This is a genomic window from Caballeronia sp. SL1002, assembly GCF_057814995.1.
Genome location: NZ_JBYMUW010000001.1, coordinates 274,671 through 299,201, shown reverse-complemented (window position 1 = coordinate 299,201; position 24,531 = coordinate 274,671). Strand labels below are relative to the sequence as shown.

Annotated in this window: 24 protein-coding genes and 1 pseudogene; 3 read left to right on the top strand and 22 right to left on the bottom strand. The window is 61.6% G+C overall.

Annotated features, from left to right (window positions below):
• Positions 1-44: 44 nt before the first annotated feature.
• From AC3D25_RS01455 to AC3D25_RS01430, 6 genes are all read right to left on the bottom strand, one after another.
• Positions 45-1,064, bottom strand: a complete 1,020-nt coding sequence (locus AC3D25_RS01455; RefSeq protein ID WP_488886737.1) for a zinc-dependent alcohol dehydrogenase family protein — start codon at positions 1,062-1,064, stop codon at positions 45-47.
• A gap of 135 nt (positions 1,065-1,199) precedes the next feature.
• Positions 1,200-2,498, bottom strand: a complete 1,299-nt coding sequence (locus AC3D25_RS01450; RefSeq protein ID WP_488886736.1) for an MFS transporter — start codon at positions 2,496-2,498, stop codon at positions 1,200-1,202.
• Between the two features lie 940 nt (positions 2,499-3,438).
• Positions 3,439-3,657, bottom strand: coding sequence for a CoA-transferase (locus AC3D25_RS01445; protein WP_488886735.1), 219 nt, complete (start codon positions 3,655-3,657; stop codon positions 3,439-3,441).
• Between the two features lie 212 nt (positions 3,658-3,869).
• Positions 3,870-4,202, bottom strand: coding sequence for an alpha/beta fold hydrolase (locus AC3D25_RS01440; RefSeq protein ID WP_488886734.1), 333 nt, complete (start codon positions 4,200-4,202; stop codon positions 3,870-3,872).
• A gap of 337 nt (positions 4,203-4,539) precedes the next feature.
• The gene (locus tag AC3D25_RS01435; RefSeq protein ID WP_488886733.1) at positions 4,540-4,749 is read right to left on the bottom strand and encodes a hypothetical protein; all 210 of its coding nucleotides are present in this window, start codon (positions 4,747-4,749) and stop codon (positions 4,540-4,542) included.
• A 36-nt stretch (positions 4,750-4,785) separates the two neighbouring features.
• Entirely contained in the window at positions 4,786-4,941 is a 156-nt protein-coding gene (locus AC3D25_RS01430; protein WP_488886732.1) for a hypothetical protein, read from the bottom strand.
• A gap of 297 nt (positions 4,942-5,238) precedes the next feature.
• On the opposite strand from AC3D25_RS01430, the gene AC3D25_RS01425 reads away from it, so the two are divergent.
• The gene (locus AC3D25_RS01425) at positions 5,239-5,493 is read left to right on the top strand and encodes a BON domain-containing protein (protein ID WP_488886731.1); all 255 of its coding nucleotides are present in this window, start codon (positions 5,239-5,241) and stop codon (positions 5,491-5,493) included.
• 283 nt (positions 5,494-5,776) lie between these two features.
• Here AC3D25_RS01425 and AC3D25_RS01420 read toward each other — a convergent pair whose 3' ends face one another.
• The 3 genes and pseudogenes from AC3D25_RS01420 to AC3D25_RS01410 all read right to left on the bottom strand — a co-directional run bounded on the left by AC3D25_RS01420 (position 5,777) and on the right by AC3D25_RS01410 (position 9,206).
• Entirely contained in the window at positions 5,777-5,986 is a 210-nt protein-coding gene (locus AC3D25_RS01420; protein WP_488886730.1) for a hypothetical protein, read from the bottom strand.
• A 502-nt stretch (positions 5,987-6,488) separates the two neighbouring features.
• A pseudogene (locus AC3D25_RS01415) lies at positions 6,489-7,224 on the bottom strand (PDDEXK nuclease domain-containing protein); the annotation flags it as partial.
• Between the two features lie 383 nt (positions 7,225-7,607).
• Positions 7,608-9,206 carry a methyl-accepting chemotaxis protein gene (locus AC3D25_RS01410; RefSeq protein WP_488886729.1) on the bottom strand — a complete coding sequence of 533 codons (1,599 nt, stop codon included), beginning with the start codon at positions 9,204-9,206 and terminating at the stop codon, positions 7,608-7,610.
• 816 nt (positions 9,207-10,022) lie between these two features.
• On the opposite strand from AC3D25_RS01410, the gene AC3D25_RS01405 reads away from it, so the two are divergent.
• The gene (locus AC3D25_RS01405) at positions 10,023-10,370 is read left to right on the top strand and encodes an NUDIX hydrolase (protein ID WP_488886984.1); all 348 of its coding nucleotides are present in this window, start codon (positions 10,023-10,025) and stop codon (positions 10,368-10,370) included.
• 736 nt (positions 10,371-11,106) lie between these two features.
• A complete protein-coding gene (locus AC3D25_RS01400) occupies positions 11,107-12,804 on the top strand; it encodes a site-specific integrase (RefSeq protein WP_488886728.1) in 1,698 nt (565 codons plus the stop codon).
• Between the two features lie 417 nt (positions 12,805-13,221).
• Here AC3D25_RS01400 and AC3D25_RS01395 read toward each other — a convergent pair whose 3' ends face one another.
• The 13 genes from AC3D25_RS01395 to AC3D25_RS01335 all read right to left on the bottom strand — a co-directional run bounded on the left by AC3D25_RS01395 (position 13,222) and on the right by AC3D25_RS01335 (position 24,457).
• Entirely contained in the window at positions 13,222-13,578 is a 357-nt protein-coding gene (locus AC3D25_RS01395) for a BON domain-containing protein (RefSeq protein WP_488886727.1), read from the bottom strand.
• A 65-nt stretch (positions 13,579-13,643) separates the two neighbouring features.
• Positions 13,644-15,212, bottom strand: a complete 1,569-nt coding sequence (gene mhpA / locus AC3D25_RS01390; protein WP_488886726.1) for a bifunctional 3-(3-hydroxy-phenyl)propionate/3-hydroxycinnamic acid hydroxylase MhpA — start codon at positions 15,210-15,212, stop codon at positions 13,644-13,646.
• Positions 15,209-16,081, bottom strand: a complete 873-nt coding sequence (locus AC3D25_RS01385; RefSeq protein WP_488886725.1) for a fumarylacetoacetate hydrolase family protein — start codon at positions 16,079-16,081, stop codon at positions 15,209-15,211. Before AC3D25_RS01385 ends, mhpA begins: the two co-directional genes overlap by 4 nt.
• Before the next feature lie 47 nt (positions 16,082-16,128).
• Positions 16,129-17,040: a VOC family protein gene (locus AC3D25_RS01380; protein ID WP_488886724.1), complete on the bottom strand. Its 912-nt coding sequence runs from the start codon at positions 17,038-17,040 to the stop codon at positions 16,129-16,131.
• 11 nt (positions 17,041-17,051) lie between these two features.
• Positions 17,052-18,077 (bottom strand): amidohydrolase family protein, encoded by a 1,026-nt coding sequence (locus AC3D25_RS01375; protein ID WP_488886723.1) that lies wholly within the window; start codon positions 18,075-18,077, stop codon positions 17,052-17,054.
• A gap of 7 nt (positions 18,078-18,084) precedes the next feature.
• Positions 18,085-18,510: a GlcG/HbpS family heme-binding protein gene (locus AC3D25_RS01370; protein WP_488886722.1), complete on the bottom strand. Its 426-nt coding sequence runs from the start codon at positions 18,508-18,510 to the stop codon at positions 18,085-18,087.
• Positions 18,511-18,531: 21 nt separating this feature from the next.
• Complete coding sequence (locus tag AC3D25_RS01365) at positions 18,532-18,966, bottom strand: VOC family protein (protein WP_488886721.1); 435 nt, start codon at positions 18,964-18,966, stop codon at positions 18,532-18,534.
• A 31-nt stretch (positions 18,967-18,997) separates the two neighbouring features.
• The gene (locus tag AC3D25_RS01360; RefSeq protein ID WP_488886720.1) at positions 18,998-20,554 is read right to left on the bottom strand and encodes a carboxylesterase/lipase family protein; all 1,557 of its coding nucleotides are present in this window, start codon (positions 20,552-20,554) and stop codon (positions 18,998-19,000) included.
• A complete protein-coding gene (locus AC3D25_RS01355; RefSeq protein WP_488886719.1) occupies positions 20,551-21,105 on the bottom strand; it encodes a carboxymuconolactone decarboxylase family protein in 555 nt (184 codons plus the stop codon). The genes AC3D25_RS01360 and AC3D25_RS01355 overlap by 4 nt, the downstream gene beginning before the upstream one ends.
• A 17-nt stretch (positions 21,106-21,122) precedes the next feature.
• Complete coding sequence (locus AC3D25_RS01350) at positions 21,123-21,956, bottom strand: alpha/beta fold hydrolase (protein WP_488886718.1); 834 nt, start codon at positions 21,954-21,956, stop codon at positions 21,123-21,125.
• Positions 21,957-21,960: 4 nt separating this feature from the next.
• Positions 21,961-22,560, bottom strand: a complete 600-nt coding sequence (locus tag AC3D25_RS01345; protein WP_488886717.1) for a hypothetical protein — start codon at positions 22,558-22,560, stop codon at positions 21,961-21,963.
• Entirely contained in the window at positions 22,557-23,378 is an 822-nt protein-coding gene (locus AC3D25_RS01340; protein ID WP_488886716.1) for an alpha/beta fold hydrolase, read from the bottom strand. The genes AC3D25_RS01345 and AC3D25_RS01340 overlap by 4 nt, the downstream gene beginning before the upstream one ends.
• Positions 23,379-23,494: 116 nt before the next feature.
• On the bottom strand, positions 23,495-24,457 hold the full coding sequence (locus tag AC3D25_RS01335) for a LysR family transcriptional regulator (protein WP_488886715.1): 963 nt from the start codon (positions 24,455-24,457) through the stop codon (positions 23,495-23,497).
• Positions 24,458-24,531: the final 74 nt, after the last annotated feature.

Genomic DNA, 24,531 nt, shown 5'->3' with positions numbered 1-24,531 from the left:
TATCTATATTCCTGTGGAGCGACTGGCACTTACGAACGCCGCGACTACATCAAGAACACGCCCTTGCCGCCACTTTGACGGTTAAAGACTTGATAAGCTTCTTGCGCTTGATCCAAGTGCCAACGGTCGGTGAACAATGCGTCGAGATTGAGTCCCCGGTCTACGACGAAGTCCGCGCATGCCCGCTGTCCCTGGACCGACATCGTCCACGACGTCAGAATGCGAACTTGAGTGCGTAGATACTTGGCCAGCGACAGGCTGAATTCCGAGCCGATCCCGACCAGACACACGGTGCCCCAAGGGCCTACTGAGTCAAGTGCGTCCCGATTTGCCGCAGCAGCTCCCGATGTTTCCAACGCAACGCTTACGCCTTTGCCACCGGTCAGCTCCCGAATTGCCTCGGCAACCGGTCCGTCGAGGGGATTGATCACCGCATCGGCGCCGAATTCTCTTGCCGTTTTGCGGCGACTTTCATCGATATCAAGTGCGATGACGCGAGCGCCTTGAGCCTTTGCAAGCATCGTTGCGGATAGCCCCACGGGCCCCTGACCAAACACCGCAACGGTATCGCGGCCAGATAGGTCGATGCGCTCAAATGCGCCCGAGGCTGTACCGGTTCCACACGATATGGCGGCGCCTGCCTCGAAGCTGAGCCGCTCGTCCAGCGGAACGAGCGTATCGGCCCGAACTTTCATGTAAGGAGCGTGTGCGCCATGAGCGTCCGTTCCATACACCGTGATCGGTGCGGTTCGGCACATCTGCGGCCATCCTGAACGGCACTCCGGGCAACCCATGCATCCGCTGTAGTGATGCACCATCACACGTGCGCCAATCCGTGCATGAGGTCCAGCCGCGCCCGGGCCGACTGCGACGACCACTCCACACGGCTCATGACCGGCAATGACCGCCGGAACTTCTCCAGCCGGACGACGATACCAGTGCAGGTCGCTTCCGCACATCCCGGAAGCCTTGATTTCGAGAACAACTTCACCGACGCCCGGGGTTGGATCCGGGAAAGTTGCAAGTTCGAGAGTCGAGTCACCGCGAAAGACGATACCGCGCATGTCCGAATTTCCTCTTCAATTTTTTAGCCGTCAATTTGATGCAGACAACTCACTTTTTAGTTGCTACTAGGCCGTATGAGCGCCCCCGCTGGGGCGCCTAGCGCATTGCCTGATACGTCGTAATCGCGTCGTTTGCTAGCGTCGAGTCGTGGTCGACGCGAGCGCAGTATCCGCCTCAGGCAATTCCTCAGGCTCCAATGCCTCGAGAGATTGTTGATTGGTCTCGATACCAGCCACCATAATCAGAATCGCGATGAAGACATACGCTCCAGAGATGGCGAAAACAACGCCCGAGATTCCGAAGCGGTTGAATAACTCGAGCACGATGAAGGGCGAACCAATCAAACCAAGCCGTCCAAACATTTGAGCCACGCCGCCCCCACGGAATCTATATTCCGTCGGAAACATTTCTGGTGTCATACCCAGACCCAGGGTCAGGAAGATTGCCACTGACGATACGAGCAGGAAGCCGCACGAAATGATCGCTGTTGCGGATGTGAGGAACGGGTAGATCGCTCCCAGGCACGCGCACACGCCCGCGAAGACCATGATCGCGGTACGCCGTCCCATCTTGTCGGAGACGTACGAAAGGAACAGCGGTCCCGCAATCCAGCCGCCCATCATTGCCGCCGTGAAGCCCAGCGAATGGGTAACGCTCATACCTTGCTTGACGAAGAAAGTTGGCATCCATCCGGTGAGACTATACGATCCAAACAGACAGACAACGTTGACCACGATAGCAAGCAAGGTACGCCGGATGACGGTCCTCGAGAAAAGCGTGGAAAGTGGTACCCAATGCGGCTCGTTGGCCGGCGCTGTAAATTGCGGAGCAGGCGAAAGCGGCGTCGTAATGCCGGCGTCTTTTTCGATCGCCCGCATAATCTCTTCCGCCTCAGCATGGCGACCCACACGTTCCAACCAACGGGGTGACTCGGGGAGGTGACGACGCATCCACCAGACCCAAAGGGTACCAATACCGCCAATCACGAACATTGGGCGCCATCCGATCCAAGGAACAACCAATGTTGCGACCACTGCTGTAACGAAGACACCCGAGCCTCCAATTAGCGCGAGTTTGCCCAGGTATCTGCCGCGATGCGACGGAGGAACAAATTCGATGATGAGGCCGTACCCCATGACGTACTCAGCACCCATCCCAATGCCCATAATGAAGCGAGCAGCGATGAGCCACGGCATCGATGGGGCGAGTGCCGACACAAGCGCCATTCCACCGAAGATCGCAAGGTTGAACTGGTAGGCGAAGCGGCGTCCAAACTTGTCGCTCAACCAGCCTGCGAGTGCAGCACCAATTGTCAGGCCAACGAACGTTGACGACATGAAAACGGAATTCAGCTGCAACGTTGACCAGCCGCTTTTGAGCATTGCGGCAAGGACCGAACTTGAAAGCGTATTATCGAATGAGTCAAAGAACATACCCATTCCGATTAGCCATAAGACGCGCGTATGGAAAGGGCCGATCGGAAGGCGATCAAGCCGCGCACCAGCATTCACTCTATTGCTCATCCGAAGTCCCCTGATAAGACCACCAGACAGTCACTCGTATAGAAGCTCATCACGACGCCGCGCGGGAGAGTGTTACCGCAGTCGCCGGTGTTGAACGCCCACGCAGCGCACGGCTGCTTGCCGATAGCTGCTGTTGATGCGCACATAAGGAACGAATAAACTTCGCCTTCTGCTGGCGAATCAGAGGCTGTCTCAGTACAAACTCGTTGGTGGCACCGAGCCTCTTTGACATCTCGCTCCGCACGAGATAGCGCTTTGAGGTTTGACTGTTGTTCGGAAAGCGTCCCGATCAATAGCAGGTTGGCGCGGCACACGCCACCATTACGGTGGACGGGCTCATAGAAAGTTGTCTCCGTGCTTATTCGGCTAATAGCCATCTTGTGAGGCCAGTTTGCGCTGTGAGCTCCGCTGCGTACAGTTGATTATTCTTCTTGGTGGGTAAGCTAAGCTAACCGCCAACGCACTTCGTCTCTGTCGCGCAGAATTCAGTACGGCCTAAGTGCGGATATATCGGTTGGTCCTTCGGTGGGACTTGCTGTCCTTGTCCTGTTGTCATTTGCTGAGATACCAGGTTGAACTAGATCTGACAAATTGCGAAATGGTTGTCTTGCTCAACATCATCCTGCATTCCTGTGGAAAGTGAATCAACTGTCCGGGCGTAGCTGGACGAGGCGCAGCCTTCTCGCCACGCTGCGGCGCGTCGTTAGAGCGCACGCGGAAACCCCGAATTCCTTCACGCGCGTTCAAGAGTTGGTTCCAGACTGAAAAGTCCGTTCGTTCCTGACTCATGCCCCCGGGTCAGTTGTAGCCGAGAATGGCGACGGCTTGCACGTCGGAGCGGTCCATCGCGTCACCGGCAAGCAATGCCATCGGGCCCGCGAGCAACGACGAGTGCGTGGTGGCAGGGCGAATTTTCGTGGACCCCGTCGGTATCGACGAAGCGCCGCTCGAGCGCCGTGATCAGCTCCTCGGGCGTGCGGATGCCGACAAGCCCTGAGCAACTCACGACATCGCCGTCGCGTATCAACGCGATAGCCTCATCGGCGATAACGACCTTGTCTCGAATCATGGCAGTCTCGGATCACTTATTAAGCGTCAGCTAGTCGGTTGAGAGGTCATTTTTGATGACACCGATCTGCGCCCCGTCCATCAACGCTGGCGCATGTCCACAGTGGGGAAAGTCGCACGCGGTGACCCGACCGTCGCTCGCTGCCTGGCCAAGTTTGAGCATCGCGTCCACGGTGCTGCGCGAGTGCAAGTCGGAGTCTTCCCCACGCAAGATCAGCACCGGGCAATCCTCGAAAAGCGCACGCCAATGCCTGGAATCGAAGTGAAATTAGAAGCCACCTTTGCCGTTCGGGACGGCGCTGTGCTGCGCGAGAGACGCCAGTGCGCGTCGCTGAGTTTGCCAAACGGCGCATGGACTTCGCGCAGATGCGCTTCCACGTCGTCGAACGACGCAAAATGCCACTGACGCTTCAGATAACCGCCGACCCTGCGCAGTGCCGCAGCCAACACGCGTGCGCCAAAATCATTGAGCACAAGCTTTCGTACCGGCGTGCCGGATTCCGACGCCATCAACATGCCGATATGCCCACCGAGGGACGTGCCCACCCAGTCCACCTGATCGACATGAAGCCGGGCAACCACCGTCGACACCGCACGGACATAGGCGCGGTCCGTATCGTGGACGGGCGACGCGAGTCACTCGCTACGGCCACGCCCTGGAAGGTCGGGCACGATGACTCGCACGCCCTTAGCCTCAAGTGCAGCCGCGAGCATGTCGAAACCCCAGGCCCGGTGTGAGACACGCCGTGAACACAGACGACGGTGTGCTCGGCCTTCGGCGCCCCCACTCGGCATGGGCGAGCTTGTGAAATCCACCTCGGCCGATGACGGAGACCTGCTTCAGTTCGGTTTGCATCGCGTCGGGTTCGGGTCAGAGCGAGGGTCAGGCTGGCGCACCATCACGCTCGTGCAGCCACTGGACGATGCCTTTGCCGAGCACGCCCTGCGACTTGCCGCTGACAAAAACGCCGACATGCCCACCGTCGAGGCAAAACTCCTGATAGTCGTCGCTACCCGCTGCATCTCTCAATGCCTGAGTCGTTTTCGGCGGACTGACGTGGTCGTCCTTTGCAAAGACGTTCACCACCGGCATACGGATGTCAGCGAAATCGACCGTGCGGCCACCCAGTCAAAATTCACCGCGAATCAGCTCGTTGTTCGTAGAGGTTGATGAGTAGCTGTTTGGCGGCTTCGCCCGGATGATGCGGCCGGTCATCCAGCCACTTCTCCATGCGCAAAAAACCAGGAGCTTCTTTTCATCGTCGAAGGTGTCGAGCAGACCCACTTTGTACTTCGACGGCGCCGGGCGTCAAATAAAGCCCGCGTGCGGCGGGCTTAAGCTGTCCGAGAAGGGTTCAGATACCCACTGCCCTCGTACAACGATATTCAACGATCTGCTGATCGAGGAACGTGCTAAATCTAAAACGCGCTGAAGTTCGCGAAAGAAAGCACTTTGATCACGAGGTAATGTCAGTAGGAGGGAAAGGTCGGAGAACACAGACGCGCTGTCTATGCAAACCCGCAGCCGCCGAGAAATTAACTTTGCCCCCCCATGCCAGTTCAATAGACCAGAGACGAACTCATGAAACGTTCGTTAATTGCCGTATTGGCCGCCATGGCCGCAATGATGTTTAGTGCGGCTACGGTCGCGCAAACTGAGTCGGTGACAGCCCCCACGGGGACGGCACTGCCAGCCAAGAAACAAGCGCGGCGAGCGAATTGGCAAGTAGAAAAGGCCGTGCGAAAGGCATTGTCATCCGCTAAGCATCTAGATTCATCGGGTATTATTGTTGTTGCAAGGGATCATCAAATCACCCTGGATGGTAGCGTCAAGTGAGGACCAAATCCAGATCGCTCTGGACGTTGCTCGGCGAGAAGAGAGCGGAAAGACGATTGTCAACAACCTGATCCCTCGAGAAGCGGGGCACTGAGACTCTGACGCGGACCGCAAGCGGGGCCGACAAGAGTGATCCCACGTGTCAGCGCTCCGCTTCGCCCGCTGACGGGGCTTCCTGTAATGTCGCGGCGACTGCCGTTTCTACGGTTGACGAAGATCGCGAACGTCAGGCCCCCAATTATCGCAGCTATTAATTTATCGTTTCGGTGTTGCCAACATGGTCCTACAGCAGCACCACTTGCTGCAGAAGCAGGAGTGCTTGCGGCTCGTTCAGCCGCCCCGTCCGTGCTTTTCCGGCCAGGGTCTTAAGCAGCGCCTCTGCTATTGGAGAAATGCCATCCAGGCCCGTCAGATCGGTCATCACGGTCGACGGAACCGCGTCTGGCGCAGACAAGCTTTTGTCGCCCGGCGCCTCCTTTGTCGGCTCGATCACGAAGTCCTGAAGAGCCGGCGACGCTACAGGCAAGCGAACCGGCTCTGAAGCCGGGCGAGCCGAGTCGCCGCAGGTCATCGACCGTTCAGAGCGCCGTTCAAGTCCCGAGCGGCGCAAGAACGCAAAATTCCCCTTAATTAGGGCCCGTGTCCGCAAATGAAGGGGTGGATAGCTGTAACTATCATACCCTTCATTTTTAGTGTCCGAACAGGTACACTCAAATCTAGGTCTCGCTAAAACCCCGGCCCGTAAGACGCACCGGCCAGTCGGCGGCGAGCGTCGCAGTCGCCGACCGTGGCGCGTATCTTCGGTAGCCGTCCGATGAAGTAAAAGTAAAAGCGTTTTTGAAGTAAAAGTAGTAGCGGCAGCGGTTGCCGTCGTATTCGCGCATTGCAGTGAAAGCTCTCTCCGCTGCAAACCGTTCATCGCTCCGGGCTTATGTCTCAGCGGTTATGTCTCAACGGTTCCGCGATCGGCGCGCTGGGGGAAGCACGCTAAAACCTCATTTTTCCGGCTTGGCCCACAACCGCAGCCGCGCTGCCTCGATGGACTGGTGAAGTTTGGCCTGCAAGGTCTCGCGTGAAGGCAGCACGGTCAGGTATTCAGCGACGTGGATGCCGCTCCTGTCCAGTTCGAGCAGTTCGATCTGCTATGTTTCTTGCCGGCGCGAAGGATAATGCCGAGTGGCGGCAGTTCGTCCGGTTCCTGTTCGTGTTTCGCCAGCCAGCGTAGATACAGTTCCATCTGGCTCTTGTATTCAGCCTTGAATGAGCCGAGCTTCAGTTCGATGGCCACGAGCCGCTTGCGGTTGCAGAAAAGCAGATCGATGTAGAAATCATCGTTATCAATCTGCGGCCGCTTCTGGGGGGCCACAACGTTGAAGCCAGCACCGAGTTCAAGCAGGAATCGCTGCATCTCGCGCAGGATGGCGTCTTCGAGATCCTTTTCGAGGTAGTGATCGTTCAGGCCGAGGAAGTCCAGCACATACGGGTCTTTCAACAGCACGTCCGGCTGCACGTGCCGCTCCTGCCGCATTTGCGCCAGATCATGCCGGATCGCGTCTGTGGATTTCCGCGAAATCGCACTGCGCTCGAAGAGCATCGAATCCATGCGCTCCTGCAATTGCCGGGATGATCAGCGTTCGAGCCGACAGAGCTCGAGGTAAAACTCGCGCTTTAGCGGGTCGTCGACATAATGAGCGTCTTAATGTGTGTCCAGCTCAGTTCTCTCCGCACTGCGGGGAAGTCGCGCGCTTACAGGAAAGTCATATCAGTGGACACGGTGCTCCCAAGCCTACTGCGTCAGTTCAAGATGCCTTCGCCAGCCGCTTACGATTGAATTGTCAAATAGACTGATGACTGCGACGATTTGGGCATGAAACAAGCCAATCTAAGATTGGGTTTGACGACCAAACGTTCTTGCGCGATTTATGCAGACGTTCCCTAACCCGTAACATCACGGCTACGTCGCATGCAATTCAGAATTGCATGCAAACGGCTTTCACGTAGAGCCTGCGTCCTTTGCCTGATCACTCGCTCAAAACGTTGCCCAGTCCCCTCCAACGACCTCCGCTGCAGGCGTTTTGAATTCCTTCGGCGCTTGCGCCTTCGCGATCGTGCGACTAGACGCGCGTGGTATTGTGCAGGAGGGCAGTTTCTGCCTCGGTCGCAGCAACGACTTTGGGGCCAGTGCGAAACACGGCGACGGTTGTGCGCAATCGCTCAGCTTGATCTTCCAGCGATCCGGCCGCTGCGGCCGCCTCTTCGACGAGTGCCGCGTTCTGCTGTGTGACCTCGTCCATCTGCGAGATGGCCTGATTCACTTGCTCGATACCGCGCGTCTGCTCATGCGATGCCGAGGCGATTTCGCCCATGATGTCGGTCACGCGTTGAATTGCCGTGCCAACCTTCTGCATCGTTTCCCCGGCGCGGGCAACGAGTTCCGAGCCCGCCTGCACGCGGTCACCCGACGTCTCGATCAACTCCTTGATCTCCTTCGCCGCACTCGACGAACGCTGCGCGAGGCTGCGCACTTCGCTGGCGACAACGGCAAAGCCGCGACCTTGCTCACCTGCGCGAGCCGCTTCGACAGCGGCGTTCAACGCAAGAATGTTGGTCTGGAATGCGATGCTCTCGATCATGCCAATGATCTCCGCGATCTTGGCCGAACTCTGCTCGATGCCCGCCATGGTCTCGACAACCTTACCAACGATGGCGCCACCTTCGTTGGCGACGGCGTTCGCGTTGTCGGCGAGGCCGCTCGCCTGCATCGCACTCTCGGAATTTTGCTTGACCGTGGCGGTGAGTTCTTCCATGCTCGCGGCCGTTTCCTGCAGCGACGCGGCCTGCTGTTCGGTACGCGATGACAGATCAGTGTTGCCCGCCGCGATCTGCTTGCTCGCGCTAGCAATTGCTTCACTGCTCGTGCGTACGGAGCCTACCGTTGCCGCTAGCTTCTCCTTCATGGCGGCGACGCCCGAGAGCAACTGGCCCATTTCATCATGGGTTTTGATCGTGACCGTACGCGTCAGATCGCCTGCTGCGATATACTCAAAATGCGCGAGTGCATCAGCGAGCGGCGACATGATCGCGCGACGCAGAAAAAACCATCCGAACGCCGCACCCGCAATACCCACGAAGAGCGAAATGAAGCCGACGATACGCACAGTCGCATAGCTGTTGTCGTTTTCCTCCTCTTGGTGCGCTGCATCCGTCAGCTGAAATTCCTTAAGCTTTTTGAATGCGTCGCTCGTGCGATTGTAGGCATCGGGCACATATTTCTGCGCATAGCGGACGACCTCGGCCTGATCGCGCTTTTCGATAGCGGCGCCGAATCCTTCGAGTGCTTTGCGCATCTGGACGCGGCTGTCCACCACGTCTTTAGCGAGGACGTCTTCGTCCGCGCCACGGGGGATGACGTCATACTTCTTGTACCACTCGTCGGAATCGGCCACGGCCTTTTCCGCACGAGCGCGTAAGTCAGCCGATTCCGCGCCGTCGCGGTCGAGCGCGAAGCGGTCGAGCAGCACACGCGCACGATTCAGATACACATCCGAGACACCAAGGGCATTGACGGACGGCAAAGTGCTTAGACTCACATCCCTCGCGGACGCCTTGATCGTCGCCATGCCATATAAACCAAACCCGACAGATAAGCTAAGCAGCACGCCCAGGAAGCTCATGGTGAGCGCGAGCCGCGCCCGAATAGTCAGACTCTTCATTTTCATTCCAAAGTATTCGACGGGGGGACGAGGCGCGATGCGCACCTACACCTCATGCAAGGTGTTAACCTGTTATCGGCAATTGAAACGTAAACTGTAATGTCCTGAAAGGTTGCATACGACAAGACGTCGCTCTGGGTTGCTGCGCATCAATCAGTCCGTGTCTGAAAAAAGGTTGACAAGAGGTACTCCATCGCCCTGGCGACCACCATTTATTCCAATTACGTTTAGAACAACTGCGCCATGCTCTTGTTACGACACTGCGTTGATAAAAACATGACCTTCACAAGAGTCCGAACTGTTCTGCATAACGCCGCATCCGATCAACCTAGCGGTATTGATTGGCAGGTTTTGGACATCGCTTCCTTCAATCGCGGACGTTAGATGTGTAACGAAAGAGGAAACTCGCCGGCCGCGTCGGCCCTTGAACGGTGCGACTATCGAAGCGAAGACAACTTTTACCTCTGGTTGAATACACCACAAAACCGGCTCTGGGCCCATCACTCGGGTATTGCGGGCGGTGGCCGATAGGTGAGCTCTCTCGTTCTCCATGAGCACCACCCGAACCTCCGTGTGAGCGGTTGCTTTGCCGAACAAATAGCCTTGACCGGAGGCGCAACCGCGCGCTCGCAACGCCCCGCTTTTCACGTTGTGGCGTGTAGGCCGCTCTCTTGTCGACGGGTCGCCGTGTATATGGGTTATGTATTAGCATGTTCGGTTATATCAAGCACTGCCCGACCGGTTGGCGCTTTGAGCGCACCTCGAAGATGTCTAAGAGAAAAGTGGGAGCTCAGTTTTGAAGAACGCGCCGCAGTCATTTGCCGCAGAGGCAATCGAATTCTCCTGGTCGCGCGAACTCGGTCGAAGTGGGCATTGCCGGGCGGGATCCTGAAACGCGGAGAGCATCTTTCGGACGCCGCACTTCGAGAACTTCGAGAAGAAACGCGACTTTCCGGGAAGTCGGCAAAGTATCTCTTCGATTTTCGAGGCAAGCAGAAGCACCATCACGTGTTCTCCTGCGAAATCTCGAGCCGAGCCAAGGCTCGGCCCAGCAACGAAATCTCCAAGTGCCGTTGGGTCCGCGTCGAGGATATTCCTCGCCTTTTGACCAGTGCACCGACCACCGACATCGCGAAACTCACGGGCCAACGGCGGAAGAAGTAATTGCTCAGGGTGACGAAATTCGCGTCGTCAACTGGGAGAGCGAACAGTCAGCCCATACGGAGCCGCCAAACAGGCGAGTGCCTAGATGCTTGAAGGCTCGGTGCGCCGGCCTCGATCCTGCGCACTGACTTCCGCAACGGCCGCGCTGATGCGCTGACGATTGAGCTGAAACGCAAGATGGAGTCTCGATGATGAAAGATCCTTTGCGCCAAGGCTTTCCATAGCTAGGGCAGCGGGCAAAATCTAAGAACAAAAGCCCCAGCCAGGTCCAAACGCTGATAAGTGAATTTCGCCATTCACTATCGCAGGCTGCGAGAGTTGCAACCCTGATTTGATTTCCACAGGGGAATGCTTCATCGCGAACTTCAAAATAAAATCTTCTGTGCCGCCGTTGCATTGTTACAGCGAGCATGCACACACATCAGACAGAACATCTCGTGCCGGACCGACAGTCCTTCGTTAGAGCTCGGATATCAGCGTCGACAAGTCTTGGGTTGAAGAGAAGCGGGCATACGGTTTCCTGCGAAAACAATCCCGAACTCATGTGTGGTGCCAACCAATAGCTCACGTATGTAAGCTCGAGCGATTAGTGCCTCCCTTCGAGAAATACCGCACCAAGCGCAAGCTATTAAGATAACTATCCTTATTCTAATAGCCGTTTCTTTGCGCTCAACTCACGTTGATGAAAACGCGCGAGATCGCCCTCCCCCACTCTTCGACTGCCGGAACCGATCGAATGGATCAGTCCGCGGTTGCTGACCTGCCCGCTGACCTGCCCGTCGACCTGCCGGATCACGCCGCGCTCGCGGCGCTGCGCGCCTGGTACGCGGGCGTGCCGACGCGCGAGGCCGTGGTGCGCTATCTCCCGGACGCCATCGCGCGAGGCGTCTCCGCGCGGCGTGTGATCGGCGAGATCCGCCGCCAACTCACCCGCTGTGCGCTCGCCCGTCACCGCGATGAACTGGCCACGCTGTTCGGCCACCCTGCGGCCGAACGGGTGAAACGCGCACGAGCGGTGACGCAAGCCATCGAAACGCTCCGCATCGCCACGGTTGCAACACCCTCGATCACCGACGACATTCAGCGCTGGTTACCGCCGCGCGCCACCCGCGCGCTATTGGCACATGGAATCACGACGCTTGCCGAACTGACGCTGCGCATTCCGCGTCGGCGGCAATGGTGGAAAGCGGTGCCCAAACTCGGCCAAGAGAGCGCCCGACAGATCGAAGCGTTTTTTGCGATGTACCCGGCGCTGACCGAGCGTGCCCGTGCGCTGATCAAGTCAAGCGCCGTGCCCATCGTCGTCCCTTGGGAAAACGTCCGTCTCCCCCATGAAATCGACGGCTCGTGTGGTGTATTTCGTGCACCACGCGAAACCTGCGCTCTCGATGCGAACAACGACTACGACGCCGTGCAGACCTGGTTGTCGCTGCACGAGTCGCCCTCCACCCTTCGCGCCTACCGAAAGGAGGCCGAGCGTCTGATTTTGTGGGCCATCGTCGAGCGGGGGCGCGCCCTCTCGTCGCTTACGACCGAGGATGCGATTGCCTATCGCGCATTCTTAAAACGTCCAACGCCACGAGAGCGATGGGTCGGACCCACGCGTCCGCGCTCGTCGGCGCAGTGGCGACCATTTACCGGCAACCTGGCGCCTCGCTCGGTCGCTTGCTCGCTGATGGTCCTCGGAGCGCTTTACCGATGGCTGATCGAGCAACGCTACGTATTGGGAAATCCCTTCTCGGGTGTGAAAATGCGGGGGACCGAACGCGTGGCGGCGCTCGACAACTCCCACGCGTTCACGGAAGGAGAATGGCAACTCCTTCGTGCCATCGCAAATGGACTGGAGTGGTCGTATGGATGGAGGGTCGAAGCCGCTCAGCGACTGCGGTTTCTGCTGGATTTTGGGTATGCGACGGGGCTCCGGGCGAGCGAGCTGGTCGGCGTTACGCTGGGTGACGTCCGTACCGATACGCAAGCGGACCACTGGGTGCACCTAGTCGGCAAAGGAAAAAAGGCGGGCAAGGTCGTGCTGCCTCCGCTTGCACGGTCCGCGCTGGACCGATACTTAATCGAACGCGAACTGCCGGTCTCGCCGGAGCGCTGGCAGCCGGCGATCCCTCTCGTGCCCAGCCTGAGCGCGGATGACGCCCATGCACTCAGCACCGTGCGCCTATGGGCCATACTGAAACGCTTTTTTAAGACCACTGCCGACCTCATCGAGTCTGACAACCCGGCGTTCGCCGCCAAGTTACGCCAAGCAGGGCCGCATTGGATGCGGCACACCCACGCAACACACGCGTTGGAGCGCGGCGCGCAGCTCATCTCCGTTCGAGACAACCTGCGTCACGCGTCGATTTCGACCACTTCTGTCTATTTGCATAGCGACGAGATAGAACGTGCGCGGCAATTACGGGATGCGTTTAAAGCAAGCTGATCGTAAGTCGTTTAGATCTGCCCCCCATTGGACGGACCGGCTTCTGCTGACGTTTTGATTCGTTTCCCACCGCTCGTTCACACCAACTGGAGGATTTTCGGGAACACGATCGTTAGTTGCGTATAGCCCTACTTTCACGGGACCCAGCCTGAGCAAATCTACGCGCTCCCGAATGACGGTCCGCTTACTTGAACGCTCCTTATCGACCCCTTGCAGCCAGTCGGCGCATCGCTGTTCTGACGTCTCGTCTGAAAAGTACACCGGTCATTCGCCGGTCATCCTGAACGGGGAGCAGGCTGTTCCGCCGAAGCGTTGAGACTTCCCTCTGTTAGCTTGCGGGGCGGGCGCTTTTTCTCACCAACGGGTCCCGTTCTGACGACCGCGCTCATGACGACACGCGGCCGCGTGAGTACGCCTTCAATTCTCTTCGGTCTGCACCGTCAGCTTGTTCCTGACTTCGACGACGCCGCTCACACCTTTGGCAACCTCTCCCGCCTTCGACGACTCTATCGACGACGGCACCGATCCCGCCAGCGTGACCACACCATTTTTCACGCGCACGGTGAGGGCTGCCATGTCCACGCCCCCGGCCTTCCTGATCGCGCGCCGGACGTCCTTCGCCAATTGCTTGTCGGCCGGTCTCGCCTGCGCGCCCGATGCGGGAGCTTTGCCCGACGCATTGCTCGCCTGACCGGGTCCCTGAGCCATCGCGAGTCCGACGGATGCCATCAACATGCACGCGATGCCAATTCTTGCGGCGGTACGAAGTTTCATGCTGCTCCTCCTGTGTCTCATCGTTGTGGGTATGGGTTACGAGGGTTACAAGGGTGACGACAGCGCTAGCGCAACGCGGCGCTCAGGTCTTCGAGTTGCCCGGCGAGAAACGCGGCGTCACTGGACACACCGTAGACGTAGTGATCGGGACGCACGATTGCAGCGCCGCACTGCTGCTTTTCGAACCATCCCGCGAGCACGCCTTCGACCTCCTGCACGACATGTCCGTCGAACTCCGCGTCGCGCGGATCCGGCTGCAGGCAGGACCATTGCACGCCCAGTTCCGATGCCTTCGCGCGCGCACCGTCGCTGATCATCGATGGATCGGCGACCACGATGCGCCATCCGCCGCCGATGACTTCATCGAGCAGCTTGACGGTGGCGTCGTCGCGCACGCGGGGCTGCGGAAACAGCGTGCCGTTGGCCGGATGCGCCGTGCCGCTCAGCATGCCGTCGCGCAAACCAGGAACGATCTCCTGTCGCGTCACCGTGCGGATCGTCCCGCCCGCCTCGTCGATCAGACGCTGGTCGCGTGCGCGCGCCGCCTCGGTGTCGCGCTCGCAAATGACGCGGCCGAGTGCCTTGATGCGCGTCGTCAACTCGCGAACATGCGCCTTGCGTTCCGTCTCGTAGCTGTCGAGCAGTGCATCCGACGCCGCACCCCGCATGACCGAGTCCAGCTTCCAGATCAGATTGGTTACATCGCGGATGCCCTGACACATGCCCTGACCGATGAACGGAGGCTGCTGATGCGCCGCATCGCCGGCGATGAACACGCGCCCGCGCCGCCACTCTTTTGCGACGAGCGCATGGAAGCGATAGCTCGCCGCGCGCCACAACTCGCCGTCCTCGGGCGTCATCCATCGTTCGAGCAGCTTCCAGACCTGCGGCGCCTGTTGCATCCGGGCCGGATCTTCGTCCTCCTGCAACATGATTTCCCAGCGCCGATGCCCGCCCGGCCCGACGATAAAGGTGCACGGGCGGCTCGGCTCGCAATACTGGATAGCCGTCTTTGGCAGCTTCGCCAGGCCTCGCTCGTTGACCTTTACATCGACGACGAGCCACGGCTCATCGAATTCCAGGTCTTCATACGCGATGCCGAGCGACGTGCGCACGGTGCTCGACGCGCCGTCGCAACCGATGAGATACCGGCATGTGACGCGCCGGACGCTGCCGTCGTCCGCACGAAGTTCGACATGCACGCGGTCTCCTTCATCGGAAAAGCCGGCGAGTTCAGTTCCGAGCGCCACCTCGACGCTCGGATACGATGCCGCATGCTCGCGCAACGCCGCTTCCACGGGAGGCTGCGTGAACACCATCGTCGGCGTATAGCCGAGCGGATACGGCTCCGGCACGGTGTCGATGCGCTTGATCAGCCGGCCATCCACGCCGTAAAACTCGGAAGCCGGAAACGCCGCGACGTGCTCCATCACGCGATCCGCGACGCCCATTCCCTGAAACACCCGCATGATCTCGTGATCGACGGCGATCGCGCGCGGCTTGTCGTACACCTCCTTCGCGCGGTCGACGCAGAGCGTGCGGATGCCCTTGTGCCCCAGCAATCCGACCGCCACCGCCCCGGACGGACCGAAGCCGACGACGACCACATCGAACTGTTCATCGTTGGTCGTCATTGCGTCCGCGCCTCGTCTTGCACCACGTTCTTCAGCACGCCGATGCCATCGATCTCGACGGCGACCGTGTCTCCGTGCTTAAGCCACACCGGCGGATTGCGCGCCCAGCCGACGCCCGCGGGCGTGCCCATCACCACGACATCGCCGGGTTCGAGCGTCAGGCATTCGGTCAGCAGCTCGATGGTTTCCGCGACGCTCCAGATCATGTCCGACGTGTTGGCGCGCTGCATCACCTCGCCGTTCAGACGCAACCGCAGATCCAGACCTTCGGCCCCGGGCGGAGCCTCGTCGGCGGTGACGAGCCACGGGCCGAACGCGCCGGTGCCGTCGAAATTCTTGCCGATGGTCCATTGGCTCGTGCGCTTCTGATAGTCGCGCACGGAGACATCGTTGAAGCAGGCATAGCCGAACACGTAGTCCAGCGCGTTCTCGCGCTTCACATGCCGCGCACGCTTGCCGATCACCATCACGAGTTCCGCTTCGTAATCGAGCTTCTCCGACACTTGCGGACGAATCACCGGGTCGCCATGCGCGATCAGCGAGCTCGCTCCACGGAAGAAGATCAGCGGATATTCCGGCTTGAGATTGCCGCCTTCCTTTGCGTGGTCGTAATAGTTATGACCGAGGCAGACGATCTTGCCCGGCTCGGGAACGAGCGGCGCGAGTTCAAGCGACGCCATCGGCATGCGTTCGTTCCCGCTGTCGTCCAGCGCCTTGCGCGCCGCCGCCACGATATCGACGCCAGCACGCAAAGCCTCGCGCAGATCGGCGGGAATCGACGCATCCGCCTTCGCCAGATCGACGACCTGTTCCTGGTCCAGCACGCCGAGGCGATATCCCGCTTCGGTCTTGAAAGTGATCAGCTTCAACTTGTGAGTCCTCAAATGATTCCGGTTTGTCAGGAGCGCGGCAGCGCTCAGGTCTGCAACGCGCTGTCCTGCGCAAAGAAAATCGCCTTCTGCGCGGCTTTCAGCCGGGGCGACGGCGCTGTGCCGATGCCCCATTGATCGATGCGTCCCGGCGGCCATTTCCAGTCCTCCGGTCCGCCGGTTTTGTAGCTGTCGTCCACCTGCTGCACTTCCGCCGTGTACTCGATGACGAAATCGAACGGCCCCACGAAATAGGCGAACGCGTTGTTGCCCGGCCCGTGCCGCCCGACGCCCCATTCGATCGGATAGCCCGCGTCGTTCATGCGTCCGCCGCCGCGCATCACGGAGTCGAGATCGGGCATCAGGAACGCGACGTGGTTGAGGCTGTTCTCCTCGGCATCCGCGAGCGCGATGCTGTGATGGTCGGAACCGCAGCGCATGAACGCCATAATTCGCGTCCGGTCGGAAAGCCGGAAACCGAGCGCGTCCTCGAAGAAGCGCTGCGCGACCGCGACGTTCTCGCTGTTGAGCACCACATGTGTGATCTTCACGGGACGGTCGGCGGCGGCTTGTGTATCGGCATGCCGCGCGTCGCCGGTCACGAAGCGAAAGCGCCGCCCTTGCGGATCGCGCGCGACCAGTTCGACGCCGCCCGCCGGATCCGCCGATGCCTCCGGGCCGCTCAGGATCGCGCCGCCATGCTCGGGGATCGTGCGCGCCAACGTGTGCAGCGCCTCGATGGACCGCACGCCGAACACCACGGCGCGCACCTGCGGCGTCTCGCTGCGATGCAGAGCGAGCACGTGATGCGCGTCGCCGGTGCCGCGCAGATAGACCGTATCGGCATCGCGCGCGGCGACGGACAGCCGCCATGTCCCGGTGTAAAACTGCGTGGCCAGATCGAGATCCGGCACGCCGATATCGATCCCGCGCAATGCGGTGACGAGGCCCTGTGTCATCTGTGACTCCTTCATTGCAGGCCGAGAAAGCACTCGGCGTTTCGATGGATCAGGCGCTCGCGAATGTCCTCGTCCGGCACGGCGCGTTCGATGCGTTCGCGCGCGGCGGTATCGGAGAAGCCGAACGGATAATCGGTGCCGAGCATGATTCGCGTATCGCCGAACATCGTCCGCAAATGCGCGAGCGTCGGCGCGTCGAACACGAGCGCGTCGTAATACATGCGGCGCGCCTGTTCGACGGGCGTCATCTCGATGGCATCGCCAAGCGGCGCGAAAACCGTGTGCGCCTGTTCGAGCCTCGGCAGCAGCGATGCGAGCGTGCCGCCGCCATGACTGAACGCGATGCGCAGGCGCGGTCGGCGCACCATCAGATTCGTGCAGATGGCCGAAGCCGCCGCGAGCCCGACATCGGTGGGATAGGCGAGCGCCTGAACCAGTTGGGGCGGACCGATGAGCCGTTCCTTGCCCGCGGGCCGCAGCGCATGCACGAACACGGCCGCGCCGAGGGCTTCGGCCGCTTCGAAGAACGGATCGAACTGCATTGCGCCGATGGGTACGCCATTCACGTTGCTGCCGATCTCGACGCCCGCGAAGCCCGGCTGGTGCATCAGCCGCTCCAGTTCGGCGATGGCCGTATCGACGTTTTGCAGCGGCACCGCGCCGAGTCCGATCATGCGGCCGCGGCTTTGCGCCACCATCTCGCCGATGACGTCGTTCACGTAATGCAGCAACGGCAGCGCGTCGGCTTCGCTCATCCAGTACGAGAGCAGCTCGGGCATCGGCGAGAGCGCCTGCAGGCCGATGCGCTGCGTGTCCAGGTCGGCGATGCGGCGCGGCACGTCCCAGCACTGCTCGGAGACGGTCCGGTAGCGCTTGCCATCGATCATCACGTGGCGATGGCAAGCGTGTGCCGGCTCCATCGAAGGCCAGCCATCCGGCACGCGTCCCGCGACGCTTGCCGGAAACGATGCGGGCACGACATGCGTATGGATATCGACGCCGCCCTTCGCGCATGAACAGTGGATCGTGTGATGCATGGGCGCCTCAGCGATGCGTGAAGCCAGCCGCTTCCACGCCGGCGATGCAGATGGCTTCGTCCTCGTCGCCCGTACCGCCGCTCGCGCCGACCGCGCCCAGCACCTGCCCCTCGCCGCCGACGATCACGACCGCGCCCGTTTGCGGGACGAACTTGCCCTGCGCGGTCGCGGAGAGCGCGCCGAAGAACGCGGGGTTCTCCTTTGCGCGTTCGAGCAACGCGCGGCTCGCGACGCCCATGCCGGCCGCTGCATACGCCTTGCCCTGCGCGATATCGAAGCGCAGCATGCTCGCGCCGTCTTCGCGGTGCATGGCCTTCAGATGTCCGGCGTCATCGAGCACGACGACCGTCATCGGCTTATGATTGCGCTTGCGCGCGGCGGCGAGCGCAGCTTCGATGATGCGGCTGGCATCGGCGAGACAGAGGCTTTGCATGATGTCGTCTCCTCGTTGCGATCAGAGCGTGGCGGGCTGGATCGGCGGCTTCGCGCGCTGCACGAACTCGATCAGGTTGCCCGCGTTGTCGCGCATGAAGAGGTTCGAGCCGAAGGGAAACTTCTTGACCCAGACGATATCGGCGCCGCGCGCCTTGAGTTCGTCGGCGAGCGCGAACACGTCTTCCGCCGCGAACGAGACGTGCTTGTTGCCGAAGGTCTTCAGGTCTTCGTTCGGCAGGCTGCGGTCTTCCGCGGGCGGCTTGGCGCCCGGCACCTGAAACAGTTCGAGGCGCAGGTTCCCGTTGATCAGGATCGCCACTTCGGCGGGAATCGATTCGATGGTGTTGCGGCGCTCGACGGTGAAGCCGAGCACCCCTTCGTACCACGCGATCGATTCGTCGAGATTGGGCACGCTGATGCCCGCATGGTCATGCCAGAATTCGATGCTGCTCATTGAACGGGTCTCCACGTAGTGTTCATGCTCTTCATGCGTTCGGAACGGTCTCACGCGCGGCCGAGCGCGCACGCTGAACCCGGGCGTCTTGAAATTCGAGCGCTTCACGATTGAGCGGCTCGCCTGCTTCGATGCGTTCGCCGAAGCGCATCGCGAGCGGCGCGTGCGGCGTGAAGGCGGGCCATGCGGGCAGGCCGTCGACATTCGGATTGCCGGTGCGCGCGAAAGCCACCCATCTGCGCGACATGTGATGCGCGATGAGCGCGTCTTGCGCCGTCCACGCCCAGGGCTGCTGCTTCAGGGTATCGAACACATACCAGAGCTCCGCGCCGTGATACGCGCCGTAGCCGTGCGGCGGCGCCGGTTCGTGAAAGCGCGCCGTCTGCGGCAAGGGAACGTCACGCTCGAAATTGAAGAGCCAGGTATCCGCGATGCCCGCTCGGGCCGCAAACTGCGCGTACTTGTACGGCTGATACGCGAACGCCGTGTCGCGCCGGAGCAGATAGCTGGACTGCGCGGCCTCTTCATCGGTCGCATGCGGATAGAGGCGCAGGAAAGCCTCGGCGGCATCGCCATAAGTATTCGATGCATGACGCATGAAGCCTTCGCGCGTATGCAGATCGGTCTGCGGATACGGCGCAGCTTCGTTCGACGTATAGCCCGCGAGCACGGGCACGCGCGTTTCGTCGCCGCGCTCGAACACGATCTGCACGCTGTCGTTGAGCAGCGCGCCGTCGATGATCGGATTCCACATGCCGCGCGGACCAGTCATGACGTCGGCGGGCATGTTGCGCAGTTCGTCGAGCGAACGCGCACCGAGGCTCGCGAGCAGACGTTCGCCGTCCTGTTCCGCTTCTTCACGCATCTTCATCGGCGCGCCCGTGGGTCCGCCCGCGAAGCGCCCGGAGCTATGCACGATCACGCGATGAAACAGCCCGCGCGCGAGCGGCGACGCCGCAAGCACGTTCACATGCGCCGCGCCCGCCGATTGCCCGAAGAGCGTCACGCAGGAGGGATCGCCGCCGAACGTGTCGATGTTGCGCTCCACCCACTGCAACGCGGCCACGAGATCGAGACCGGCGTAGTTGCCCGATGTGCCCGACTCGCGCGTCAACTCGGGATGCGCAAGATAACCGAGCGCGCCGAGCCGGTAGTTCACCGACACGACGACCGCGCCGAGCCTCGCGAGCTGCGTGCCGTCCGCGACCGGATGCGACGCGCTCCCGACCCGATGCCCGCCGCCGAAGATCCACACGATGACGGGCCGCTTCTCGCCGGAAGCACGCGCGCCGGTCCATACGTTCAGATACAGGCAGTCTTCGCTGATGCCGCACTCGGGCGGGCTAGCGAACGAGAACTGCCGCATGATGCTGTCGCCCGCGATGAGCGGCTGCACCGGCGCGGGGCCGAAGCGATCGGCGCGCCGCACGCCCTGCCACGGCTCGACCGGCTGCGGCGCGCGCCAGCGCAACGGACCGACGGGCGGCGCGGCGAACGGAATGCCTTTGAACACGCGGCAGCCGCCGTCTTCGCTGACAAGACCTTCGATGCGCCCGCTGTCGATCTCGACGATATCCGTACGCATCATGAGCGGTCTCCGCCGAACGTCACCGCCTGCTTCGATTCGACACCGAAGGCGTTGATCGTCATCGAGATCAGCGTGTAATAACCCGCCAGGCCGACCAGATCGATCACCGCGTCCTGCCCGAGCACCTCGACGGCGTGGGCGTACAGCGCATCGGAGACGGCGCGCTCGCGATGCAGCGCGGTCACGAAGTCGTGCACGGCCTCTTCATCGCGCGCGGTGAAGGTCGGCGTTACGCCGTCGCGAATGGCATCGACGATATCGGGCGCGATGCCCGCCTGCAACGCGAGCGGCGCGTGCGCCTCCCACTCGTACGCCGATTGCCAGATCGCGCCCGTCACGATGATGGCGAGCTCGGAAAGCCGCGCTGGCACACAGGTTTCGTACCGGCAATACCGGCCCAGCGCCTGCGCATGCATGGCCAGCTTCGGCCGATGCAGCCACACGGCCAGCGGTCCGCGCACGCCGCCGCGCGGACCGGCCGCGATGGCCGCGTGTACTTGCGCCTGTTCCGCGTCGAGCGCGAATACATCGAGATCGGCGATTCGTTTCATGGGTGTCGGTCGTGAAGTCATGTCAGCTCCGCGACAAAACGCTGGAGCACTTCGTTGAACGCGTCGGGGCGTTCGAGATTGGGCAGATGGCCCGCGTCGGGAATTGTCATGTAGCGCGCGTCGGGGGTCGCGTCGCTCATCTGCCGCATCACGGCGGGAAGCGCGCCATCGTTCGCGCCGGCGACATAGCGCACCGGCACGCGCAGATGCGGATAGTCGCCACGAAAATCGTAGGACTGCATCGCGCGGGCGGCGGCGATGTAGCCCGCGGCGGAAGTCGCGCCGATCATGCGCCGCGCGTGCTGCACGCCGTCCGTCGCGTGGGCGAGCGAGCCTGCCGTGAACCAGCGCGATACCGTGGGTTCGACGAGCGCCGCCATCCCTTCGTCCATCGCGATGCGTATGCGCGCCTCCCAGGTCTCGCGCGCGCCAGCGGGCGCGGCCCACTGACCATCGCAGGCGAGCACGCCCGCCACGCGCGACGGATGCAATGCCGCGCAACGCAGCATCGTCACCGCGCCCATCGATACGCCGACGAGCAACGCGCGCTCGATATCAAGCGCATCGAGAACGGCCACGACCTCCTGCGCGAGCGTGTCGAAGGTGATGTCGCTCGATGCAACGGGCGTCATGCCGTGGCCGCGCTGGTCGTAGCGAATCACGTTGCATCGATTCGCGAGCGCATCGGCTTGCGCGGACCACAGCGAAAGATCGGTCGCGTGGGAATTGCTGAAGACGATCGCGGGGCCCTCGGCGTGGCCGTCCAGTCTGACATTCAGCGGTCCGCGCGGCGTCTGTATCTGAAAGCATTCGCCACGGCGCGATGCATGAAGCGTTGTCGCGTTGCTCATGCCGTCAGCCTCGCGTGTAGGGAACATACAGGTTGAACACGTTCGCGCCGTGTCCCTTCAGCGCGCCCAGCGGCTCGTGAAGCGCGGCGGCGCAGATCGGCACATTGAAGCCGACCATCAGCCAGAGCGACGTGGCGTCGTCCTCGCGCGCTTCGAAGCCGCGAACATGCACGACATCGTCGCGCGCGCCGAGACGCTCGAACGCCTGCGCGACGAGCGCGTGCGAATCCTTCACGCGCGGATAGCACGCGATGAGCAGACGGGACACCGTTGTGTCATCGCTGTGCGGCGCATCGGCGTTCAAGGCCGTCGCGATGACCCGGCGACGTCCACATGTGCGCGGCAGCATGCGCTTGCTCCACGGCGTGGACTGCGCGCCGGATGCGGCGAGATAGGCGCCGCTCTTCAGCGCATCGGGCGATTCGAGATCGTAGAGCGCGCCATAGCGCGGCCAGCCATCCACGCATACCCAGCGCGATGCCGACTCGAAGCCCGGCATCGCACGGCGCTGCGGAAAATGCTCGGTGTCGTACCAGTCGTTGAACTCTTCTTCGAGCGTCGCGGGTGGCTCCATCATCACGAGCAAGAGCGCTTTTGAAGTCATGCGTGTACTCCGGGATTCGCGCGGCAGTCACGCGTGAAGTCGAGAATGTGCCGGGCGAGTTCATCGGGCGCCTGGACCGGCATCACGTGAGCGCAATCGAGCTCGGCGTAGCGCGCATCCGCGAAGAGCGGCACCAGCGACCGCACGTAGGAAGGCGGACGCAGCGGATCGCGCCTGCCCGCCAGCAGCAGACACGGATAGTCGATCGATGAAAGCCGATCATCGAGCGTGAAGTCGATCAGCGCGCGATTGGCGAGACCATAAGACACGGGATCGTTGGCGAGCCAGCGCGCGCGATAGGTGTCGAAGCGCTTGTCCGCGCGTTTATCGGCGGGATAAGAACGGTCCAGCGATGCATCGGCGATGGCGCGCATGCCGGATCGCTCCGCTTGCTGCATGCGCGCTTCGAGATATGAACGGCGCGCGGCATCCGTCGAAAGCGCGGGCGCGCAGAGCACGATTCCCGCGACGCGATCCGCGAAACGCGCGGCGAATGCCAGCGCGGCGGCGGCGGCCGCCGCGACGCCGACGAGCCACAGCCGCCCATCGAACGCGAGATGCCGCGCGAGCTGCATCGCATCGTTCGCATGATCCGTCATGCAGAAAGGACGGCGCACCTTTTCGGATAGGCCGTGTCCGCGCTGATCGAAACGCAGCACGCGGAACCGCGCGCTCAACGCGTCGATCACGCCGTCCCAGCTATGCACGCTGCCGCCCAGTTCATGGAACAGCACCATCCCTGCCCCCCTGCCGCGCACGTCATAGCGCAGGCTCACTTCGCCGGTATCGTGAAAGCCGCTCGCTTCTGCCTGGTACAAGACTCGTCTCCCTTCGTGCATCGTTTAGAGAGACTGTATGCGAGCGTTTTGCTCCTGCCTACGCCACGCCCGGCAAAGCAGCTATGAGCAAACGGGAACGGCTGCCGATAAACCGCTCAATCGGCGTCGAGCGCGCCGTCTTCAGGCGCGAGATCGAGACCCTCTGCGGGAAAGGTCCAGCCCATCGCGGGCGCGAGCTCCAGCGCCGCTTCGCGGATCAGCCGCGACACATGACGCACCGCGACCGTCGAAGGCCGCGTCGACGATGCGCTCAGGTAGATCGGCCGCTCCAGCACGGGCTCGACGATGCGCGCGGCGCTCAGGCGTCCGCGCTGAATCTCGGGCAGCACCGAGGCCATCGAAAGCACGCCATAGCCGATGCCCGCGATGACCATCTCCTTCGTCAGCGCGACCGACTCCATCTCCGCGACCACGTTCCAGCTAAAGCCATGCTGACGCGCGGTGTGCTCCAGGCTCAGGCGCATCGCGTTCGGCGCACCGGGTTGAAGCACCGGCACGCCCGCGAGCCGCGCGAGCGGAATGGTTTCATCCTGCGTGAGCGGATCGCCGGGCGGACCAACGAGGCAAAGCTGAATCTTCGCGACGGGCTGCTCGAACACGCAGCCCGCGCCTTTGCGCAGCACGAAGCCGAGATCGCAGACGCCCGTCGCCAGCCATTGTTCGATGTTGCCGCTTAAGCCCTCCGACGCGTGAATGATCACATCGGGCAGCGCCTTTCGCGCCTCGCTCACGACCTTGGTCATCAACGAACTGGCGATAGACGGCAGGCAGGCGATGCGCACGGTGCCGCGCACCGTGCCCGCGCTTTCGCTGATTTCGGCTTCGAGCGATTTGGCGTCGTTGAGCAGCGCGCGCGCTTTCGGCAGGATGCGTTCGCCCAGTTCGGTAAGCGAGACGCCGCGCCCCGTGCGATGCAGCAGGCGTCCACGGCATTCCGTTTCCAGCGCGGACAACTGGCGGCTCAGCGCCGACGGCACGAGACCGTAACGCGCGGCGGCTTTCGACAGGCTGCCGAGCTCCGCGACGCAAACGAACGCCTCCAGTTTTGCGAGGTCCATCGATGTCTCCGGCCGTTCGGGGCTCTCGTATTGCAGGACAGACAGTATAGGCGCGGGCCACGCGAAGTCTCCAT

Excerpts from the sequence above, each read along its gene's own strand:
- AC3D25_RS01345 (WP_488886717.1), bottom strand. The coding sequence starts at position 22,560 with ATGACTTCAAAAGCGCTCTTGCTCGTGATGATGGAGCCACCCGCGACG.
- AC3D25_RS01445 (WP_488886735.1), bottom strand. The coding sequence starts at position 3,657 with ATGATTCGAGACAAGGTCGTTATCGCCGATGAGGCTATCGCGTTGATA.
- AC3D25_RS01450 (WP_488886736.1), bottom strand. The coding sequence starts at position 2,498 with ATGTTCTTTGACTCATTCGATAATACGCTTTCAAGTTCGGTCCTTGCC.
- AC3D25_RS01435 (WP_488886733.1), bottom strand. The coding sequence starts at position 4,749 with ATGCCGGTGGTGAACGTCTTTGCAAAGGACGACCACGTCAGTCCGCCG.
- AC3D25_RS01350 (WP_488886718.1), bottom strand. The coding sequence starts at position 21,956 with ATGAGCAACGCGACAACGCTTCATGCATCGCGCCGTGGCGAATGCTTT.
- AC3D25_RS01410 (WP_488886729.1), bottom strand. The coding sequence starts at position 9,206 with ATGAAGAGTCTGACTATTCGGGCGCGGCTCGCGCTCACCATGAGCTTC.
- AC3D25_RS01400 (WP_488886728.1), top strand. The coding sequence starts at position 11,107 with ATGGATCAGTCCGCGGTTGCTGACCTGCCCGCTGACCTGCCCGTCGAC.
- mhpA (WP_488886726.1), bottom strand. The coding sequence starts at position 15,212 with ATGACGACCAACGATGAACAGTTCGATGTGGTCGTCGTCGGCTTCGGT.
- AC3D25_RS01365 (WP_488886721.1), bottom strand. The coding sequence starts at position 18,966 with ATGAGCAGCATCGAATTCTGGCATGACCATGCGGGCATCAGCGTGCCC.
- AC3D25_RS01355 (WP_488886719.1), bottom strand. The coding sequence starts at position 21,105 with ATGAAACGAATCGCCGATCTCGATGTATTCGCGCTCGACGCGGAACAG.
- AC3D25_RS01335 (WP_488886715.1), bottom strand. The coding sequence starts at position 24,457 with ATGGACCTCGCAAAACTGGAGGCGTTCGTTTGCGTCGCGGAGCTCGGC.
- AC3D25_RS01380 (WP_488886724.1), bottom strand. The coding sequence starts at position 17,040 with ATGACACAGGGCCTCGTCACCGCATTGCGCGGGATCGATATCGGCGTG.
- AC3D25_RS01370 (WP_488886722.1), bottom strand. The coding sequence starts at position 18,510 with ATGCAAAGCCTCTGTCTCGCCGATGCCAGCCGCATCATCGAAGCTGCG.
- AC3D25_RS01425 (WP_488886731.1), top strand. The coding sequence starts at position 5,239 with ATGAAACGTTCGTTAATTGCCGTATTGGCCGCCATGGCCGCAATGATG.
- AC3D25_RS01360 (WP_488886720.1), bottom strand. The coding sequence starts at position 20,554 with ATGATGCGTACGGATATCGTCGAGATCGACAGCGGGCGCATCGAAGGT.
- AC3D25_RS01455 (WP_488886737.1), bottom strand. The coding sequence starts at position 1,064 with ATGCGCGGTATCGTCTTTCGCGGTGACTCGACTCTCGAACTTGCAACT.
- AC3D25_RS01395 (WP_488886727.1), bottom strand. The coding sequence starts at position 13,578 with ATGAAACTTCGTACCGCCGCAAGAATTGGCATCGCGTGCATGTTGATG.
- AC3D25_RS01375 (WP_488886723.1), bottom strand. The coding sequence starts at position 18,077 with ATGCATCACACGATCCACTGTTCATGCGCGAAGGGCGGCGTCGATATC.